At 61.4% G+C, this 20,185-nt stretch carries 18 protein-coding genes; 12 read left to right on the top strand and 6 right to left on the bottom strand.

All coding sequences use genetic code 11. From position 1 onward, the window contains the following. Position 1: 1 nt before the first annotated feature. On the top strand, positions 2–787 hold the full coding sequence (locus tag ASC86_RS23720) for a hypothetical protein (protein WP_056327105.1): 786 nt from the start codon (positions 2–4) through the stop codon (positions 785–787). On the opposite strand, the gene ASC86_RS23715 is transcribed toward ASC86_RS23720, so the two are convergent. Then, positions 762–1,637 carry an FkbM family methyltransferase gene (locus ASC86_RS23715; protein WP_162245034.1) on the bottom strand — a complete coding sequence of 292 codons (876 nt, stop codon included), beginning with the start codon at positions 1,635–1,637 and terminating at the stop codon, positions 762–764. The two genes, ASC86_RS23720 and ASC86_RS23715, sit on opposite strands and share 26 nt — an antisense overlap. Before the next feature lie 355 nt (positions 1,638–1,992). Between ASC86_RS23715 and lhgO the strand changes: the two genes are divergently transcribed. Further along, positions 1,993–3,177 carry an L-2-hydroxyglutarate oxidase gene (gene lhgO / locus ASC86_RS23710; protein WP_200943849.1) on the top strand — a complete coding sequence of 395 codons (1,185 nt, stop codon included), beginning with the start codon at positions 1,993–1,995 and terminating at the stop codon, positions 3,175–3,177. 9 nt (positions 3,178–3,186) lie between these two features. On the opposite strand, the gene rfbC is transcribed toward lhgO, so the two are convergent. Then, complete coding sequence (rfbC, locus tag ASC86_RS23705) at positions 3,187–3,753, bottom strand: dTDP-4-dehydrorhamnose 3,5-epimerase (RefSeq protein WP_056327099.1); 567 nt, start codon at positions 3,751–3,753, stop codon at positions 3,187–3,189. Between the two features lie 212 nt (positions 3,754–3,965). Here rfbC and ASC86_RS23700 point away from each other — a divergent pair, with 212 nt between their 5' ends. The 10 genes from ASC86_RS23700 (at position 3,966) to ASC86_RS23655 (ending at position 15,562) form a co-directional block, all read left to right on the top strand. Beyond that, positions 3,966–4,652, top strand: coding sequence for an XRE family transcriptional regulator (locus tag ASC86_RS23700; protein WP_082510424.1), 687 nt, complete (start codon positions 3,966–3,968; stop codon positions 4,650–4,652). Further along, positions 4,649–6,235 carry an ABC transporter substrate-binding protein gene (locus ASC86_RS23695; protein ID WP_056327098.1) on the top strand — a complete coding sequence of 529 codons (1,587 nt, stop codon included), beginning with the start codon at positions 4,649–4,651 and terminating at the stop codon, positions 6,233–6,235. Before ASC86_RS23700 ends, ASC86_RS23695 begins: the two co-directional genes overlap by 4 nt. A gap of 244 nt (positions 6,236–6,479) precedes the next feature. Then, the gene (locus ASC86_RS23690; protein ID WP_056327096.1) at positions 6,480–7,505 is read left to right on the top strand and encodes an ABC transporter permease; all 1,026 of its coding nucleotides are present in this window, start codon (positions 6,480–6,482) and stop codon (positions 7,503–7,505) included. Further along, a complete protein-coding gene (locus ASC86_RS23685) occupies positions 7,502–8,335 on the top strand; it encodes an ABC transporter permease (protein ID WP_056327094.1) in 834 nt (277 codons plus the stop codon). Before ASC86_RS23690 ends, ASC86_RS23685 begins: the two co-directional genes overlap by 4 nt. After that, positions 8,332–9,222: an ABC transporter ATP-binding protein gene (locus tag ASC86_RS23680; RefSeq protein WP_056327092.1), complete on the top strand. Its 891-nt coding sequence runs from the start codon at positions 8,332–8,334 to the stop codon at positions 9,220–9,222. Before ASC86_RS23685 ends, ASC86_RS23680 begins: the two co-directional genes overlap by 4 nt. Next, positions 9,219–10,031: an ATP-binding cassette domain-containing protein gene (locus tag ASC86_RS23675; RefSeq protein WP_056327090.1), complete on the top strand. Its 813-nt coding sequence runs from the start codon at positions 9,219–9,221 to the stop codon at positions 10,029–10,031. Before ASC86_RS23680 ends, ASC86_RS23675 begins: the two co-directional genes overlap by 4 nt. After that, complete coding sequence (locus ASC86_RS23670) at positions 10,018–10,524, top strand: GAF domain-containing protein (protein ID WP_082510422.1); 507 nt, start codon at positions 10,018–10,020, stop codon at positions 10,522–10,524. The genes ASC86_RS23675 and ASC86_RS23670 overlap by 14 nt, the downstream gene beginning before the upstream one ends. Further along, entirely contained in the window at positions 10,521–12,593 is a 2,073-nt protein-coding gene (locus ASC86_RS23665) for a hydantoinase/oxoprolinase family protein (protein WP_056327088.1), read from the top strand. The genes ASC86_RS23670 and ASC86_RS23665 overlap by 4 nt, the downstream gene beginning before the upstream one ends. Before the next feature lie 11 nt (positions 12,594–12,604). Beyond that, the gene (locus tag ASC86_RS23660) at positions 12,605–14,272 is read left to right on the top strand and encodes a hydantoinase B/oxoprolinase family protein (protein ID WP_056327086.1); all 1,668 of its coding nucleotides are present in this window, start codon (positions 12,605–12,607) and stop codon (positions 14,270–14,272) included. Between the two features lie 189 nt (positions 14,273–14,461). Further along, positions 14,462–15,562, top strand: a complete 1,101-nt coding sequence (locus tag ASC86_RS23655; RefSeq protein WP_056327084.1) for a M24 family metallopeptidase — start codon at positions 14,462–14,464, stop codon at positions 15,560–15,562. A gap of 40 nt (positions 15,563–15,602) precedes the next feature. On the opposite strand, the gene ASC86_RS23650 is transcribed toward ASC86_RS23655, so the two are convergent. The 4 genes from ASC86_RS23650 to ASC86_RS23635 all read right to left on the bottom strand — a co-directional run bounded on the left by ASC86_RS23650 (position 15,603) and on the right by ASC86_RS23635 (position 19,909). Next, positions 15,603–16,610 (bottom strand): acyltransferase, encoded by a 1,008-nt coding sequence (locus ASC86_RS23650; RefSeq protein ID WP_056327083.1) that lies wholly within the window; start codon positions 16,608–16,610, stop codon positions 15,603–15,605. Next, complete coding sequence (locus ASC86_RS23645; RefSeq protein WP_056327081.1) at positions 16,607–17,893, bottom strand: O-antigen ligase; 1,287 nt, start codon at positions 17,891–17,893, stop codon at positions 16,607–16,609. Before ASC86_RS23645 ends, ASC86_RS23650 begins: the two co-directional genes overlap by 4 nt. Positions 17,894–17,900: 7 nt before the next feature. Then, positions 17,901–19,106 (bottom strand): polysaccharide biosynthesis/export family protein, encoded by a 1,206-nt coding sequence (locus ASC86_RS23640; RefSeq protein ID WP_244477688.1) that lies wholly within the window; start codon positions 19,104–19,106, stop codon positions 17,901–17,903. Positions 19,107–19,231: 125 nt separating this feature from the next. Beyond that, positions 19,232–19,909, bottom strand: a complete 678-nt coding sequence (locus ASC86_RS23635) for a sugar transferase (protein WP_056327077.1) — start codon at positions 19,907–19,909, stop codon at positions 19,232–19,234. Between the last annotated feature and the right edge of the window lie 276 nt (positions 19,910–20,185).

Here is a 20,185-nt window from a genome sequence, read left to right as displayed (position 1 = left end):
CATGCCGACACGCAAGCTCGTCTTCGTCGCCCTGCTGCTGTTCGTCCCGTTCAGCGACGGCATCTCCGCCTCCCATGTCGGCGTTCCTCCCGGTGCGCGACTGACGCGCTATGACGGGACCTACACCGTCACCCAGAACAATGCCGTCGTCAGCAATCTGGAGGTGCATGGCAATATCGTCGTTGAGGCGAACAACGTTACGCTGAGGAACATCAAGCTGATATCGAACACCCGCTGGCATGCCCTCCAGCTTTCGGAGCATGCCTTTGGCTTTACCCTTGAAGACAGCGAGGTCGATGGCGCGGGCGTCACGGTGAATGCCGTCTACGGCTTCGGCAGTTTCCTGCGAAACGATCTGCACGACGCCGAAAACGGCATCAACGTCATCGGGCCGTCCGTCATTCGCGATAACGTCATCCATTCCTTTCGCGGCGGCGCCGACGCCCATTACGACGGCATTGAGATCAATGGCGGATACGATATCGACATCGCCGGGAATGTGATTACCAACACACGCGGCCAGACGTCGGCCGTCATGCTGAACAACTATTTCAGCGGCCTCTCCAACATTACGATCGAGAACAATCGCCTCGTCGGCGGTGGGTATACCGTCTATCTCGACGGGCGCTTCAACGGCGGCGCCGTCGATGACGGCTCGATCCGCATCACCAACAATCGCATCGGCGGCGGGGTCTGGGGGAGTTTCGCACTCTATGGGCACCAGCCGCACATGGACGGCAACACCGGGCTCGACGATGCCGTTACACCGGAATCGCCGCAGAATTGAGCGCTAACCGGCGCAGGGAAATGCCGCGCGCCAGCACGTCATCGATCGCCGAAGGATGAATGGCGATGATATTGCGGGCCGGCCAGGGACGGTGGTTCAAAACGGAATCCGCATCGAACGCGGTCAGTTCGTAAAGCACGGCTTCTTTGGGGTGATAATAGAAGAACCGGTAGCCGAGCTTTGCCACTTTTGCGTACCACGGCAGGGATTCGAGCCCCAGCAGCAGAATGAGGATGTCGGCCCTGCCTCGTGCAAGGTAATCCATCGCACCTTCTATCACGCTCGGTTCGAAGCCTGCGACATTGATCTTGAGCACCGAGACATGGTCGAGACCGAGGCGTGGAAATTCGGCCGACAACGTCCTGACCGGGACGATCTCGCTGCCGGTCTCGCTGAGGCCGCCGACCCAGGCACGATCGGTCGTTTCGAAACGCGCTTCCGTTTCACAATTCGACAAGGCGGTTTTATAGATTTCCACCCGGTCGGAAACGCCGTTGCGCCGCGTATTGGCCGAGAGTGCCGTGACATTGGCTCCGCCGGGCTCGAAGGCAGCGACGGAGGCGACCGGCAGGGTTGCGGCAAAGAGCGTGAACTGCCCGATCGCCGCACCGACATCCGCGACGATCCAGTCCGGCCGGACGGTTCGCCGCAGGAAGGCGAATTCGGGATCGACAAAATCGCCGAACATCAGAAGGGCGCGCGGGATCTGGCTGGGAAACTTGAATTCAAGGATCTGGCCGGAGCGAAGGTGCAATTCGCTCTGCTGCGGGCGGCGGGCATAGAGATAGGCCATCCGGGCGGACCCCTTCAGCGCCGCGCCGATCCCGACGGCCCGGTAGCCCCACATCATCTTGTCCGTCCAATACAGGGCTTTTTGCCACAAGGATGGCAGCGGGTGCGCGTTTGCCGACATGGTCGCTCGATCTCTGCTTGAAGAAGCCGAAAGCTAGCAATGATCGCTTCGGTGCGGAATTTGCAAAATAGGGGTATGAAAAGCCGTGTTTTCGCCAGGCATACGGTTTTCGGCTAGGCCTACCGCTGTCGAGGGCAATACCTTAAGCCTATTAGGGAACAGTCGTACCCGGATGGGCAGCGGCGGCCATACCGGAAGGCTATGGCTTTTCCGGCATGCCGGTTCTTGCGCGGATAGGAAAGCGCTTTATCCTCGTCGCCGATCTCCTTGAAAGCACCTGAAAGCCCGCATGATTTACGATTATTGCACTATCGGCGGTGGCATTGTCGGGCTGGCGACGGCCATGCGGCTTCTGGAAGCGCAGCCGGGCTGCAGCCTTATCCTGCTGGAAAAGGAAGATCGCCTCGCCGCGCACCAGACCGGGCATAACAGCGGCGTTGTGCATGCCGGTATCTATTATGCGCCCGGCAGCCTGAAGGCGGAGCTTTGCCGCAAGGGCGCGCAGGCGATGAAGGATTTCTGCGCTGCGAACGACATCCCTCTCGATGTCTGCGGCAAGCTGGTGGTGGCAACCGATGCAATCGAGCTTCAGCGGATGGAGGCTCTCGAAAGCCGCGCGCAAGTGAATGCCATTGCGGTGGAGCGCCTCGATGCGGCGGCCCTGCGGGAGCGGGAGCCGAACATCAGCGGCTTGGGTGCGCTACTCGTGCCTTCGACCGGTATCGTCGACTACAAGGCCATTTGCCGCGCGATGGCCGATACAGTGGTCAAGGCTGGTGGTGAAATTCGCCTTTCGACGCAGGTAACTGCCATCCGCGAGAGCGGAAACGACGTCACCATCTCCTCCACCGCAGGAAGCTGGTCTGCCCGAAAACTGGTGGCCTGCGCCGGCCTGCAATCCGACCGCCTCGCGCGGCTCGCCGGCATGGCGATCGATCATCGCATCGTGCCGTTTCGCGGCGAATACTACCGACTGCGGCCGGAGCGGAACGGCATCGTGCGCCATCTCATCTATCCGGTGCCCGATCCCGGCCTGCCTTTCCTCGGCATTCATCTGACGCGGATGATCGATGGCGGCGTTACCGTCGGCCCCAATGCAGTCATCGGTCTGGCACGGGAGGGTTATCCGCGGTTTTCGGCCAATCTCCGGGATATCTGCGATTTCGCGTCGTTTCCCGGCTTCTGGAAAACGGTCTTTGCAAACCGGTCTTCCGCGCTCTCGGAACTGCGCAGCTCGCTTTCGAAGCGGAACTATCTGCAGCAATGCCGGAAATACTGCCCGAGCTTGGAACTGGATGATTTCCAGAAATCCGAGGCCGGCATACGGGCACAGGCGGTTAAGAGCGACGGTACGCTGATCCATGATTTCGTCTTTGCCGAAACGGAACGCATGCTGCATGTCTGCAATGCTCCCTCGCCGGCCGCGACCTCATCGCTGCCGATTGCCGACATGATCGTCGCAAAGCTGCTGAAATAGCCGGCCCGGTTATTTTCCGGTAAAGCGGAACGCCGGTTCCATGTCCGCAAGGAACGGCTGCACCTCATCCTTCGCCGACAGGATCACGCCGGCCGAAACCTCCGGCCATGCAATGCCGATGGATGGGTCGTTCCAGCGCAGACCACGATCATGGGCGGCACTGTAGGGAGCTGTCACCTTGTAGTGGATGAGCGTATCGGGCTGCAGCGTCAGGAAACCATGGGCGAAGCCTGCAGGAATCCACAACTGGTTTCCCTCCTCCGCCGTTAGCGTCACGCCGACCCAGCGACCATAATCGGGCGATCCAGAGCGGATATCGACCGCCACATCGAAGATCGCCCCGTTCAGCACCCTGACGAGCTTTCCCTGCGCAAACGGCTCAAGCTGGAAATGCAGGCCGCGAAGCGTGCCGACCTCGCGGGAAAGCGACTGGTTGTCCTGCACGAACCCGACATGACAGACGTTCTCCCGGAACCAGCCGTCTTTGAAAACCTCGGAAAAATATCCGCGATGATCGCCGAAGCGGGCGGGAACGATCTCTTTCACATCGGCCAGTTCCGTTGGTTTCAAAATCATCTTTGGTCCTGATCGCTGATGGATGTGGGATAGCCTGATGCGATATTTTTATTCCATTTCATGGCCATAGCAAATGCGGTCCGCGGCTTTTCTTCTGGCGTGGTCGCGGCAAAAACATCGCCCCTCAAAAAATTTTAGCCGTACTAAAAATCGGTTGACTTTCCCGAAAACTATGGCTTGATTGAAGTAATACTAAAAACGGGTGGAACATCGTGGCCGACGAAAAAGCTCTTTCGGGAGAACGCGATACCGCGCTTGGCGACCGGCTTCGGGATCGGCGCAAGGCGCTGAAACTGACCTTGCAGGATGTTGCCGATCAGGCGGGTTTTTCCGTGGGTTTCATCTCGCAGATCGAGCGCGGCATCACTGTTCCATCGCTGGTTTCGTTGGTTTCTGTCTGCCGGGTGCTGAAGGTCGATGTCGGCTCCATGTTCCAGCAGCCAAAGTCGGATGCGCCGGTGACCCGCAGCGTCGGCCGCACGGTTTATGGCCTCGGCACGATGAGCGGCCGGGACGTCACCTATGAGCGTCTGTCGGCGTCCTTTCCCGGCAATGTCCTGCGCTCGACCCTGATCCATGAGCCGCCGGGCTATCGAAGCGAGCCGATGTCGCACGAGGGCGAGGAAATCTTCTATATCGTCGAAGGCGAGCTGACGCTGGAACTCGATGGCGAGCGCATGATCCTGCATGCGGGCGACACGGCGCATTTTCCGTCGACGCGCACCCATGCGACGTGGAACCACACGACCACGACCACGACCGTCTTTCACACCTGCACTATGGATGTTTTCGGCGAGGGAGAGCCTTCCGGCGACCCCGACAACAGCCTTGTCGTCACCCGCGCCGCAAACCGCCGCAGGTCGGAAAAATCCAAAGCCAATAAGGGGAATACCGAATGAAAATGCGTTTCAAGGCCGTTGCCGCCGCCCTGCTGGCAACCGTTTCGCTGCATGGCGTCGCTGCCGCCGAAACCGTGCTTCGCCTCGACGAGGTGCCGGTGGGCGAACTCGATCCGGCCAAGGCATCGGACTATGCCGATAGCATCCTGATGTTCAACCTCTATGACACGCTGGTCATTCCGAAGGCCGGCCAGCCGGGCTTCGATCCCTTCCTGGCGACAGGCTGGGAGACGGATGGCAAGAGCTACACCTTCAAGCTTCGGACCGACGTAAAATTCCAGAGCGGTAATCCGCTGACGGCCGATGATGTCGTGTTCTCGTTCCAGCGCATGCAGGCGCTGGGTCAGGGCCTTTCCTACCTGTTCACCGATGTCGAAAAGGCCGAGGCCATCGACGCGGCAACCGTGAAGTTCACGATGAAGCAGCTCTATGCGCCTTTCATCGCTGCGCTCTCTCGTCTGCCCGTCATCGACAAGAAGCTTGTTGCCGAAAACCTCGGTGCCGGCGACGGCGAGATGAAGGATTGGGGGCAGGCCTATCTCTCCACCCACGCGGCTGGTTCCGGCGCCTACAAGGTGGTCTCGCACAATCCGCAGGAAGAAACGGTCATGGCGAAGAACGCCGGCTATTTCCTCGGGTTGGCGCCGAAGGCCCCGGATACGGTGCGCTTCCGCTATGGTCTCGAAGCCGCGACTGTCCGCACCCTGATCTCGCAGGGCGAGCACGATATTTCCTCGTCCTGGCTGCCGCCGGAAGTCCTGAAGTCGCTCGCCGCCGATGGCGCGCAACTGCTTCAGGAAAAAGGCACGACCGGTTTCTATATCAAGCTGAACACGGCCAAGGCGCCGTTTGACGATGTCGAATGCCGCCTCGCCGTCTCCTATGCCTTCGATTACGACACCGGCGTCCGCATGGTCGGTGTTACCGATACGGTCTCGCAGGGCAGCCCCTCCACCGGCGCCATTCCGGTCGGCATGCTCGGCGCGCTGCCGGCTGATCAGGTGACGAAGCGTGATGTGGAGAAGGCGAAAGAACATCTCGCCAAGTGCAAGTACAAGCCGGAAGAGATGAAGGTCGATCTTTCCTGGATTGGTGAGGTGCCGCTCGAAGAACGTTTTGCTCTGCTGATGCAGGCGAATTTCGCCGAAATCGGCATCAAGGCCGAAGTGAAGAAACTGCCCTGGGCACTGTTCGTCGAGCAGATCTCCAAGCCTGAGAACACGCCGGCCGTCTCGCAGGTCTTCGTCAACACCATGTCGGCCGACCCCGATACGTTGCTCTATGGCATGTATCACTCCTCGTCGGCGGGCACCTGGATGTCGCCGGAGTACCTGAAGGACAAGGACGTTGATGCCCTGCTCGAAAAGGGCCGCACGACGACGGACGAAGCCGAGCGCGCCAAGATCTACACCGATCTCAACCTGCGCCTGCGTGAGATCGCCCCGACGATCTTCGCTCAGGACCAGACGGCGGTGTTTGCAGCCTCCAATCGTGTCTCCGTTCCGGCGCTCTCCGATCCGTCCAAGGCCTACGCGCTCGCCGGCTTCGGCTTCACCTTCCGGCTGATGGAAATGAAGGAATAGGCGGCGAAAGGTCCTTCTCCCCGTAAAACGGGGAGAAGGTGCCCGAAGGGCGGATGAGGGGCGGAAGCCTCGGCATTCTCAAAGATTGAGAGTTTGCCCCTTACCCTAACCCTCTCCCCGCACGCGGGGAGAGGGGACGATCGAGTAACGCATTCCGACCTCTTTGCCCCTCGGACGGGCAGGGCGCAGGAAGGGTGCGCCCATCGTTCAGGCACCTCAGTTTGAAACGGAAAGAAACAAAGCCATGTCTCCTTTGATCCGCCTGCTCGCGAAGCGGCTGGGAACGTCGGTGATCGTGCTGATCGGCGTCTCGCTGCTGATCTTCGCGATTGCCCGAGTGATCCCCGGCGATCCCGCGCGCATTGCGCTGGGGCCGAATGCAACGACGGAGGCGGTGGCCGCACTTCGCGGCAAGCTGCATCTCGATGCTCCCTTCCTGACGCAATACGGCTATTTCATCGCCGATCTCTTCCGCGGCGATCTGGGGCTGTCGCTCTATACCAACCGCCCGGTCATGGCCGATATCGCCCAGTTCCTGCCGGCGACGCTGGAGCTGGTCATCGTCTCCGGCATCATGATGGTGGCGATCGGCCTGCCGCTCGGCATTCTCTCGGCCCGCCGGCGCGGCAGCTGGGTGGATCATACGGTGCGGCTGGTGACACTGCTTGGCGTCTCCGCGCCCGCCTTCGTCTGGGCTGTGGTGCTGATGCTGTGTTTCTCCTATTTCATCAAAATCTTCCCGATTGCCGGGCGCATCTCCGATACCTTCAGCATCCCCTCCGTCACCGGCTTCCTGCTGGTCGACACGCTGCTGGCTGGCGATATCAAGGCCTTCGGCAATGCGGTCTGGCACGTCATCCTGCCGGCCTTCGCGCTTGCCTTGTCGGGCATCGGTCAGGCCGCCCGCCTCGTGCGCTCCAACATGGTGGAGACCTACGACAAGCCCTATATCGAGATGGCCGAAGCCTATGGCTTCCCGGAAAAGCGCATCGCCCGGCGCTATGCGCTGCGCCCCTCGCTCATCCCGTCCCTGACGATCATCGGGCTTGATTTCGCAGCCATGCTCGGCAGCGCCTTCCTCGTCGAGGCCGTCTATGCCTGGCCGGGCCTCTCGCGCTACGGCGTCGCCGTCATCCTGCGCAAGGACCTGAACGCCATCGTCGGCACGGTGCTGGTCATCTCCGCGGTGTTCCTGATCGTCAACCTCATCGTCGATCTGCTCGTCTCGATCCTCAATCCCCGCATCCGTCTTTCCCAGAGGGCATCATGAAGAAAACCCTCCTCATCCTCACGCGCAATCCGCTGTCGCTGATCGGGCTGATCCTCGTCGCCATCGTCGTCTTTTCGGCAATCTTTGCGGACTTCATCACGCCCTTCCCCGAGCATGTCGGCGCGGTCGTCGATTTCGTCAATTTCAACAAGCCGCCGCAGTGGCCTTACATCTTCGGCACGGATCTGGTCGGGCGCGATCTCTTCACCCGCGTCGTCTATGCGTATCGCATCTCGCTGGTGCTCGGCATCGTCGTTCTGGCGATTGCGGTTCCGATCGGGGTGACGGTGGGGCTGGCAGCCGGCTATCTCGGCGGCTGGGCTGAATATGTGCTGATGCGCATCACCGACGTCTTCCTGTCGATCCCGCCGCTGGTGCTCGCCATGTCGGTCATGGGCTTGCTTGAGCCAACGCTGACCAACGGCATGATCGCGGTCACCGTCATGTGGTGGCCCTGGTACACGCGGCTTGTCTACAACATCGCCCGCTCCGAGAAGGAGGAAGGTTATGTGCTCGCGGCCGAAGTGATCGGCGCGTCGAAGACGCACATCATGTTCCGCGAAATCCTGCCGAACTGCGTGCCCTCGATCATCACCAAGATGACGCTCGATTTCGGCTTCGTCATACTGATTGCCTCGTCGCTCTCATTCCTGGGTCTCGGCGTGCAGCCGCCGACGCCGGACCTCGGTTCGATGGTCGCAGAAGGCGCGAAATATCTGCCGGACAGCTGGTGGCTCACCGTTTTCCCAGGTCTTGCCATCCTCATTGCCGTCTTCGGCTTCAACCTCATCGGCGATGCGCTGCGCGAAATTCTGGGGATCGACCAATGACCGCGCCGACCCTCAAGATCGAAAATCTCAAACTCGGCTTCAAAAACTGGGCCGGCGTCTCCAACGTCCTGCACGGCATCTCGCTCCACATCAAAAAGGGCGAGCGGGTGGCGCTCGTCGGCGAGTCCGGTTCCGGCAAGTCGGTGACGGCCCGCATCGTGCTCGGCATGCTGCAGCAGTTGAAGACGGCGCGCATTTCCGGTTCCGTGGAGTTCGAGGGCATCAATCTCGAAACCCTGAAGCCCGCTTCGCGCCATGCCCTTCGCGGCACCCGCATGTCGATGATCTTTCAGGACCCGACATCCTCGCTGAACCCGGTCTACACGATCTTCGCTTTGTTCAAGGAAGTGCTGGCGCGTGCCGAACCCGGCATAACCAGCGAGCGTGCCCGCCAGCGGGCCATCGAAGCCCTTGCGGATGTCGCCATCAACGAGCCGGAACGGGTGCTGGATTCCTATTCGTTCCAGCTTTCCGGCGGTATGAACCAGCGCGTGATGATCGCCATGGCGCTTGCCAACAACCCTGCCCTGCTGCTGGCCGACGAGCCGGGCACGGCGCTCGATGTCACCGTGCAGGCGCAGACGCTGAAGCTGATGTCCGAACTGGTCGAGAAGCACCAGACCTCGGTGTTGTTCATCTCGCATAATCTCGGCGTTGTCCGGGAGTTCGCCGATCGTGTCTATGTCATCTACAAGGGCAACATCGTTGAACAGGGCGCGACCGCAGAGCTGTTCGCCAATCCGCAGCATCCCTATACGCGGGCGTTGCTCTCAGCCGTGCCTCGCATCACCGGCGGCGGCATTCCCGATCTCGATGACGATCCGGGTCAATTCCTCGCCCCCCTCGTCGCCCATCCCAGTTACAGCGAGAAGGAGCGCTTAGCATGAGCCCGCTTCTCTCCGTCTCCAACGTCTCCAAGACCTTCGAGGTGAATGGCCGCACGGTTACGGCACTCGACAACATCTCCTTCGATGTCGCGAAGGGCGAGTGCCTGGCGATTGTCGGCGAGTCCGGTTCCGGCAAATCGACCATCGCCAACATTATCCTCGGCATCTATGGCGCGACCGCCGGCTCGCTGACCTTCGATGGCGCAGCGCTTCCGGCAAAGCGCACCAAGGACCATCGCCGCGCGATCCAGCTGGTGCAGCAGAACCCGCTCTCCTCGCTCAACCCGCGCCGCTCCATCGGTGCCTCGCTACGGCTTGCCCTCGATGTCCATCATATCGGTGACATCAAGGGTCGCACGGCCCGCACCGGAGAACTGCTGGAAGAGGTCGGCCTACCCGTGGACTTCCGCACGCGCTCCCCCTCCGCCCTCTCCGGCGGTCAGCGCCAGCGCGTAGCGATTGCCCGCGCGCTCGCCTGCCAGTCCGAGCTTGTGGTGCTCGACGAGCCGACCTCGGCGCTCGATGTTCTCGTGCAGGCCCGCGTGCTGAAGCTGCTCAAGGACCTCAAGCAGGCCCGCGGCCTCACCTACATCTTCATCACCCATGACCTCTCGGTCGTGCGCAACATCGCCGACCGGGTGGCCGTTTTCGAAAAGGGCAAGCTGATCGAGATCGGCGAAACCGAAACCATCTTCGCAAACCCTAACCACGTTTATACGCGCCGGCTGATCGGCGCCGTCCCTGTCGTCAGCCAGGAGGAAGCACTCCTCCGCGACAGGATCATGGAGCAAGAGAATGGAAATGCCTGAATACCAGAAATTCGTCGCCGCCGTTGCCGAGGCCGGCAACCAGCCGGACAAGGTCTATGCCGCGTTGGAAGCGCTGACCAAGGCGCTGGTCGGCGTCAAGCTGTTCACGATCATGACCTCGGACACGACCGACAAGATGTCGGAGCGCATCTATTCCAACATGCCGGAAGAATATCCGGTCTCCGGCACCAAACCCTATAACGAGACGCACTGGTCCGAGATAACCCTGAACCAGAAAAAGACCTTCGTTGCCAATACGATCGAGGACATTTCTCAGGTTTTCGATGATCACGAGCAGATCAAGTCGCTCGGCTGCGAATCCGTCATCAACGTGCCGATCACTGTCGGCGGCGAAGTCGTGGGCACCATCAACTGCCTGCACGACAAGGGCTTCTACACGCCCGAGCGGGTGCAGGCGGCGGAGGCGCTGAAGCTGCCCGGCGCCGTCTGCATGCTGCTGCACGAAAAAATGCGCCATGGGAGGAAAGCATGAGCGGAAAGACCATTCGCGTCGCGACCGATGTCGGCGGCACCTTCACCGATCTCGTCTGCTTCGAGACGGATCATGACACCGGCGAGTCGAAGATCACGACGGCCAAATCCGACACCACCCCGCCGAATTTCGAGCAGGGCGTGCTCAACGTTCTCGAAAAGGCCAGGGTCGATCCGAAGAGCGTGGATTTCCTCGCCCACGGCACCACCGTCGTCATCAATGCGCTGACCGAGCGCAAGGGCGTCAAGGTCGGCCTGATCACCACCGAAGGGTTTCGTGACAGCCTCGAAATCGCCCGTGGCAACCGGCCGGACTTCTTCAACCTGCATTATGTGAAGCCGGAACCTTTCGTGCCGCGCTATCTGCGCCGCGAGCTTCCGGGCCGCTTCAGCTATCAGGGCGAGGAAATGAAGCCGCTGGACCTCTCCAGCCTGCCGGCAATCCTCGATGATTTCCGCGCCGATGGCGTGGAAGCGATTGCCGTCTGCTTCCTGCATTCCTACGCCAACCCCAGTCACGAGCAGGCCACTGTCGCCGAGATCAAGCGGCTGTGGCCGGAAATCTCCACTGTGGCCTCGCATCAGATCACCCGCGAGTGGCGCGAATACGAACGCACCAACACGACCGTCATGTCGGCCTATGTGCAGCCGACGGCCGAGCGTTACCTGTCGCGTCTGAACGACGGTCTTTCCGCGAAGGGCTTCGACGGAAACCTCTTCATCATGCAGTCGAACTGCGGTGTGGATTCGCTTGATTCCGTGAAGAAAATCCCGATCACCATGGTAGAATCCGGCCCGGCCTCCGGCTTCTGGGGTGCTGCCGAACTTGGCAAACTGATCGGCGAAACCAATGTGCTGGCACTGGATATCGGCGGCACGACCGCAAAATGCTCGCTGATCGAAGACGGCAAGGTCAGGATCATGACCGATTACTGGATCGAGCGCGACCGCACCTCGGCCGGTTATCCGATCATGGTGCCGGTGGTCGATCTCGTCGAGATCGGCAACGGCGGCGGCTCGATTGCCTGGGTCGATGATTTCGGCAAGCTGCATGTCGGCCCGAAATCCGCCGGCGCCATGCCCGGCCCGGCGGCCTATGGCCGGGGCGGCACCAATGCGACGACGACCGACGCCAATCTCTGGCTCGGGCGCATCAACCGCGATTATTTCTGCGGCGGCTCCGTCGTTGCCGACATGGCGGCGACCGAAAAGGCGCTGTCGGATGTCGGCGGCAGGCTCGGCGTTTCGCCGGAAGACGTGGCGCGCGGCATCATCCGCATCGCCAACAACAACATGGTCAATGCGCTGAAGCTGGTATCGCTGAACCGAGGCCATGATCCGCGCGATTTCACGCTCGTCGCCTTCGGCGGCGGCGGTGCGATGCACGCGGTTGCGCTCGGGCAGGAGCTTGGTGTCAAGAAGGTCGTCATTCCGGCCGGCGCCTCGGTGTTTTCTGCCTGGGGCATGATGATGTCCGACCTGCGCCGCGATTATTTCGTGACCAAGCTCGCCGATCTCAACGCGGGTTCCGCGCAGATTGTCGAAAGCCTGTTTGCCGAGACCGAGGCACTGGCCGCCAGCCAGTTCAGCGAGGAAGGCGTCGACAAGGCCAAGGTCAAGTTCCTGCGCTACGGCAAGTTCCGTTACCAGAACCAGGAGCACACGACCGAAGTTCTGATCGAAGGCGCGATCACCGATGAAAGCCTCGCGGCCATCGAAACCGCCTTCCACGAAACCTATGAGCGCGAATACACCTACCGCCTTGACGCACCGGTCGAGCTGGTCGGCATCCACCTCGTCGCCTCGGCCGAAGTCGGCAAGTTGAAGATGCAGGAACGGCCGCTTGGCACGACACCGGCTTCCGCTGCGCTGAAGGGTGAGCGGCAGGTCGATTATGCGCTGGAGGGTATCCACGCGGCTCAGATTTACGACGGCGAGAAGCTGGAACCCGGCATGAAATTCGCAGGTCCGGCCGTCATCGAAGACCCCGGCACCACCATCGTCATCCATCCCGGCAATCGTGTCGAGATCGATGGTTTCGGCAATATCCACATCCACTTGAAGGCTTGAGGAGCGCGGACATGACAACTGCTTCCCACGATCCGATTACGCTCGAAATCATCCAGAACTCGCTGCAGGCGACAGCCGACGAGATGTTCGCGGCCATGCGCAAGACGGCGATGAGTTCGATCATCTACGAAGTGCTCGACATGGGCACCGGCATCACCGATGCCAAGGGCCAGCTCGCCTCCTCCGGCGCCGGCATTCCCGGCTTCATCGGCGTGCTCGACAAGTCGGTGAAGGTGCTTCTGGAGAAGTTTTCAAAGCCCGGCCAGATCGAGCCCGGCGACGTCTTCATCACCAACGACCCCTACTACGGCGGCGTTACCCACCTCAACGACCTCGTCGTTTGCATGCCGGTCTTTGCCGGCGACAGGCTGATCGCGTGGACGGCCAATATCGCCCATAATTCGGATGTCGGCGGCAAATCGCCGGGTTCGCTCTCGGCCGATGCGACGGAAATCTTTCAGGAAGGCCTGCGCCTGCCGGCGATCAAGATGATCTCGCGCGGTGAGGCCATTCCCGGCATCTTCGACATCATCACCGTTAATTCCCGCATGCCCGATTTCCTCGAAGGCGACCTCTGGGCTGCCATTGCGTCGGTGCGCATCGGGGCGAAGCGGCTGGCGGAGCTGGCCGAGAAATACACCGTCGAAACCTTCGAGGCCGCGATGGTGAGCTTCATGGATCACGGCGAAAAGATCGCGCTTGCCGAACTTGCCAAGCTGCCGCACGGAACCTTCGAACTCAGCGAAGAGCAGGACGACGGCCGCATCTTCAACGTCAAAGTGACGATCTCCGACACGGAATTCGTCATCGACCTGCGCGACAATCCCGATCAGGATGCCGGCCCCTCCAATGCCGGTCATGACGATACGCTGGTCAGCATGCAGGTGATCTTCAAGGCGCTGACCGACCCGACCTCGCCGGCCAATGAAGGCTCCTTCCGCCCGCTGAAGGTTTTGACCCGCGAAGGTTCCTGCTTCCATGCCAAGGAGCCGGCCGCCGTCGGCTTCTATTACGAGATCGGCATCCGCGGCTACGACCTCGTCTGGCGCTGCCTTGCGCCGCACATGCCGGAAAAGCTGCCGGCCGGGCATTTCTCCTCGATTGCCGGCACCTTCATCGGCGGCATTCACCCCGATACCGGCCGCCAGTACACGATCATCGAGCCGCAGATCGGCGGCTGGGGCGCGTCTGCCGGCCGCGACGGCAATTCGGCGATCTTTTCCGGCGTGCACGGCGAAACCTACAATTGCCCGGCGGAAATTTCCGAAGCCCGCAACGGCCTGTTCGTCGACCGGATGGAGTTGAACACCGATCCGGGCGGCGAAGGCAAGTGGACCGGGGGCCAAGGCATTCGCCTCGATTACCGTATCCGCCGCGACGATTCCTTCCTGACGCTCGGCTATACCCGCTCGCGTATCCTGCCGTGGTCGCTCGATGGCGGCAGTGAAGGCTCGGCCAATTATGCGCTGGTGATGCGCAAGGATGGTTCCAGCGAACGTTACGCCTTTGCATCCGGCATCCGGGTCGATAAGGACGACGTCATCCGCGTCATCACCGGCGCCGGCGGCGGTCTCGGCAACCCGAAGGAGCGCGATCCGGCCAAGGTGGCGGAGGATGTCCGCAACGGCCTGATATCAGCCGAGCGGGCTCAGGAGGTTTATGGTTACAGGGGTGAGTGATGCTCTCCATCGTCCCCTCTCCCCGCGTGCGGGGAGAGGGCTAGGGTGAGGGGCAAATACTCTCATCCTTCCGGTGCGAGGCTGTGCCCCTCAGCCGGCCTATCGGCCACCTTCTCCCCGCACGCGGGGAGAAGGGACAAGCGGCAAACTTATCGCCAATAAAACGGCTCGAAATTTTGGAGGACGTCTATGACTGAAAAGACAAAGCATCGCCTCGCGGCCCTGCGCGCGCGCATGCGCGACACCGGAACAGGCCTGATCGCGATTGCACCGGGCTCCCACATGGATTGGGTCCTCGGCTTCCACCCGCATCCGGACGAACGCCCCTGCCTGCTCTTGATCGCGCCGGAAAAGGAAGCCTTCCTGATGCCGGCGCTGAATGCCGACGGCACGCGCGAATTCACCGATATCGCCTTCTATAACTGGTCGGACGATCAGGGGCCGGTGAAGGCGCTTGCCGACGCGCTGGACGGGATCGGCGCCAAGGCACCGGGGCGCGTTGCCCTCGACGAGACGATGCGAGCCGATTTCGCGCTGCTGCTGCTCGACGCCCTGCCGACCGACACGGCGCGCGACTTCACGCCGGACACGCTTGGCGCCCTGCGTATGTGCAAGGATGAAAGCGAATACGAAAAGCTGAAGATGAATGCCGGCATCGCCGACCGCGCCATGCAGGCGGCCTTCGCAAAGGTTCGTCCGGGCATGAAGGAGAAGGAACTTGCCGCGGATATCCGGGCGCATTTCTCCTCCGAAGGCGCTTCGCCGGCCTTCTGGATCGTCGGTGCCGGCGGCAACGGCGCCTTTCCGCATCATTCCGCCAGCGAGCGGGTGATCGAGGAAGGTGATGCCGTCGTTATCGATATCGGCGGCCGCAAGGACGGTTATCCGAGCGACATCACCCGCATGGCCGTCATCGGCAAGGCGCCCGAAGGCTACGCGGAGGTCCACGCCATCGTCGAGAGGGCGGTGCAGGCTGCCCTTGCTGCCGCAAAGCCTGGTGTGGTCGCAAAGATCGTCGATGCGGCTGCCCGCAAAGTGATCTCGGATGCCGGTTACGGCGAATATTTCGTCCACCGCACCGGCCATGGCATGGGCATCGACGGACACGAGCCGCCCTATATCACCGCGACCTCGGAGACGGTGCTGGAGGAAGGCATGGTGTTCTCGATCGAGCCCGGCATCTACCTGCCCGGCCGCTTCGGCATCCGGCTTGAGGATATCGTCATCCTGCGCAAGGACGGCCCGGAAATCTTCTCGTCGCTGTCGCGCGATGTGAAGGTGATCGGCTGATTTATACGGCCATCGCAGCCTTCACGGGCTGCGGTGGCCGCTATCTCGCCTCGCGCAGGCGCATGCGGGGGGACGCCGGGCGGCGCTGAAAAACGCGAATAAGCGGCTTTTCCACGAAGAGATAAGCCAGAGAGCCGGCCACCACACCGGCCATAACAGCAACGGCGAAAACCAGCGGCACCGGCATGTGCAGGCCCATCCCCAACTTCACCGCAACCGATATGGCGAAGGTGTGCCAGAGGTAGATGGAATAGGAGGCATTGCCGAGAAACGCGGGAATGCTCGCATGGCGGACCATGCTGTTGGCTTCGAGGCTGAGAGTGCCGAGGACAAGCGTGACGGCAAGCGGACCGCAGATGCGCTCGTCGAACGGAAGCCGCAGCAAGGCGATCGTTGCGAAGCCACCGAGCGACAGCGCCAGCAGAAAGCCCCCGATCCGCACCTTCGGCACGAAGCCCTTCAACCACAGCGCTCCAAGCGCCATGCCGGCCACGAATTCGAGAATGATCGGGCGGGTATAGGTGAGGAACAGCGGGTTGTCCGATGAGATGGTAGCGCCGAGTATCACCAGAGCGGCGAAGAGCGCCCCGAGCATAGGCAGTCGAAGATTTCTCGGGAGGAAGAGCGCGGCTGCGAAGGCGGCATAGAAGAACATCTCGAAATTCAGCGTCCACCCCTGAACCAGTACCGGCCAGATCTCGCCGTTGCTCGGCGAGCGCATGGGCACGAAAAATAGCGATGCCAGCACGTGCTGCAGCGACAGGATGAGGTTGGGAAACAGGCCAACGATGCCGCCGAGGACCATGACCGCCGTCGCGAGCCAGTAGACCGGGACGATGCGCCGCAGACGATCGCTCAAAAACCGTGCCGGCGAAGCCGGACGGTTTTCGCTGATCACCCACATGATGAAACCGCTGATGACGAAGAACACATCCACCCCGGCAGCGCCGATGGCAAAGGCGTAATCCGTCCTTTCCGCCGCATGAAACAGCACGACGGCAATCGCTGCCAGCGCCCGCAGATACTGGATGCCGTAGAGCGTCTTCATCGGCCGGCCTGCGGCAGGGCGTAGATGATCCGGTGGACACGCGTCTCGCTCGGCCACGATAGGCTCGGTGCGCGCTGTGGCCGCTGCATCAGCTTGCCGGCGGCGAAATAGAGCAGGAACGAGCCGACATGGTACGGGTTCATGATATCGATCTCCACGAAGGCCCGCATCGCCAGCAGCAGCGAAATGCCGAAGAGCACCGTCGCTTCGGGATCGTTGGCATGCACGAGAAAGCGCTTCAACTGGCCGAATACTGTGACGATCAGGATCATGCAGAGCAGGAACAGGCCGATCAGACCGGTTTCGACCGTCGCCTCGATAAAGGTGTTGTGGAAATGGAAACCGGAGCGGGAACCGATGAAGAATTCCTCCCAGAGCCGTTCAGGCTCGGAAAAGCCCTGCACCCAATAGGCCTGATAGCCGACGCCGAAGGCGGGGTGGGCGGCTGCCGCTTCAATACCTTGCTGCCAGAGATAGGTGCGCCCGGTCAGCGTCGAATCCTTGCCGAAGGCCCCGAGCACGAGATCGGTGCCGCCGGCAGAAATGAAGGCAGCAATCAGCGCGATGAAGGCTACTCCTCCCCCGATGAAGACCATCTTCCTGTGTTTTGGCGACAGCCGCAGCAGAATGCGCAAGCCGAGTGATGCCCCAACCACCGCAGCCGTCGTCAGAACCGAGGTGGCCGATTGCGAAGCGATCAGCGCATAACAGGCCAGCAGTCCGACAATGCCGCTCGCCATCAGCCAGATGCGCCGCTCGCGCAGCGTCACGACTGCCGCGAAGGCGAAATAGACGCCGAGCGAGGCATAGAAACCAAGCTGGTTCTTCGAGGCGAAAGCCCCGACGAAGCTTACCGTGCCTTCCAGCGGATCGGCGTGATAGACGCCGAATAGCAGGGAATAAAGCAGCACGATGCCCGTTCCCAGCAGCGCGCCGCAGGTCAGCGTGCGGATATCGAGAACGCGCACGGCAATCAGCGCGCAGACGACATGGGTGAAATACTGGATGCCGGTGCGCAGCGTCATCGACGGTGCAGCCGACCAGAAAACCGAGAGGCAGGCAAAGATCGCGAAGCTGAAAATCCACAGATTGGCGCCGTAATTGCCGAGCACGCGCCGGTAATCGATCAGCACCAGCGGCAGCCACAGTCCGTAATAGGCAAGGATCGACACCTGGCCGAAATTCGCCGAATAGGCGAAGACGAAGAACGATAGCGCCACGGCAAACAGGCCGTAGGCGTCGTTTTCTCCCGGAGTGATCAGGCTTGCCTTAGCGACTCGCATTGTCACCTCACCGCATCGCGACGTTGAGCTGCACCTTGATCACGTCGCCCGGAAGGACCTGCGTCGTCTCTTCGGCGGGGATTTCCGTGGCGCGGCCATCCTTCTCCCGCACGATGACGTAAGCGATGCCCGCCCCCGCGGCATTGTCCTTGCGCAAGGCTTCATCGGCCGATTGCGACAGCGCTTCCGACATCAGCGAGCGGCTGGTCGAAAGCTTGAGTGCGATCGTGTCGAGTTCGCTTTCGGTGTTCTGCAGCTCCTGGGCAAGGGCGGCGTCCCAATCGTTCTTCAGATTGGTCTCGTCCTGGCCGGCTTTGTTGATGTCCTGTTTGGCTTTCAGCGCCGTCGTGTCGATATCGAGCAGAGCTGCCTGCAGGTCGGCTGCGCGCTGTTCCAGCGACAGCTTGCGAGCGCTGAGGAGCAGCCCCTTCTCCTCAAGGCCGCCGGCCTTTTCCAGGTCTTCATTGACCAGTTGCAACTGCCGCGTCTGGGTCTCGGTCTTCTTGTCGAGCGAGGCGACCTCCTTTTGCAGAAGATCCTTGAGATCGGCCAGCGCCTCGAGCTGCAGCTTCTGCTTCTTGTCGCGTGAGACGAGCAACGCCTTTTCGCTGGCGACGAGGCCGGCGGCATCCGGCGCGTCCTTCAGTTCCGGCGGGACCGTGATATCCTGTTTCTCGGCGATCTCAGCCATCAGCCTTGCCCGGCGCACCAGCAGCCGGTTGCGTTCGGCCACGAGAACGGAGGCATCGCCGTCGGCGCGGATGAAATCCCGCGCGATGCGCTGGCCTGGATCGGCGCGGCGCAGGCCGCCGCCGAGGCTGACGGCCTTCAGCACCGTCATGTTGGGCGAGAACGGGTATTCGCCCGGCGTCTGCACTTCGCCGGAGATATAGACCGGGCGATACTGTGCCAGCTCGACGGAAGCGGTCGGCAGGTCGCGCAGGCCGAAAAGCATCTGCATGCGCTTGCCGATATCGGCGGAAACTTCTGCCGTCGTCTTGCCGGAGACCGGCAGGTCGCCGATCAACGGCAGCGAGATCTGGCCGGAAGCACCGACCGAATACTCGCCGCTGACAGCCGACCAGTCGCGCACCGTGCCCTCGGCCGTCTGCCACTCGACGACGCGGATGCGCAACTTGTCGAGCACGTCGAGGTGATAATCGTCGGCGCGGGTGCCGCCGGTAAAGGTGACGACCGCCATCATTCCGGCCATGAGGCCGAAAACGGAACGACGGAACTTTCTCGGCCCAAGGGCCGCTGGACGTGTCTTCATGGGAAATCCGTTTCGTTTCACGGCGGCCCTCAAGGGGCACGCGCCGTGATGTCGGTCAAAAATGCTCAGTAGCTGCCACGGGACAGGCAGACGGCCGGGATCGTGCGGGCGACGATGACGACATCGCGGGTGAACGACCAGTTCTTGACGTAGTGGGTATCGAAAGCGATGCGCGAGGCATAGGAAACATCGTTGCGGCCGCTGACCTGCCAGAGGCCGGTCAGACCCGGACGGGACCGCAGGTAGTAGACGGCGGCACTCTCATAGAGTTCCAGTTCGTCTTCCACGACGGGGCGCGGTCCCACGACGCTCATGTCGCCGCGAATGATGTTGATGAGTTGGGGCAGTTCATCGAGGCTGAGCTTGCGCAGCACGGTTCCGACGATGGTTACACGCGGATCGTCCTTGAGCTTGCGGGTGGCGCGCCACTCCGCATAGGCCTGAGGGTTGGCCTGCAGGTGCTCCTTCAGAATGCGATCGCCATCCTGCCGCATGGTGCGGAACTTCAGGCAACGAAAGCTGCGGCCGTTATGGCCGATACGGGGGTGTCCGTAAAACACCTTGCCGCCATCGGTGAATTTCACGAGCGCTGCGATCATCAGAAGGATCGGGCTCAGGAAAACCAGGGCCGAGACGGCGGCGAGGATGTCGAAACCCCTTTTTGAAATTCCACCGACCGGCGGGTGGCCGGTGGCGAGCGTCATGAGAAACGGCGAGTTGGCCGATCTGGTCGCTGACTTCATAGAGTGGTCTCCATTGCGGTTATGCGATTTGTCGGGTCCGGAATGGACGCGGGCGTATCCAAGGGAGAGTGTATGGTCAGAATTTGTTTTTAGAAGATCGGGACGGTGACACAGTTTTTGCGGTGCAGCATTTCAGCAGGGGCGAATAAAAGGGCGAGACGATATTCACCTTCCCGCTCGAATATTAAATTTCTTAAAGGTTGCTGCCGGCGAAGGGGTCACGTTGCAACGGCTGCTGTGAACCGAGATGAAGCGGAAATTTATAATTCCCGATGG

This window comes from Rhizobium sp. Root1212, from assembly GCF_001424985.1.
Classification (GTDB): Bacteria; Pseudomonadota; Alphaproteobacteria; order Rhizobiales; family Rhizobiaceae; genus Pararhizobium.
Note: the sequence above shows the minus strand (reverse complement) of the source record. Positions and strands in the feature narration are given on the sequence as shown.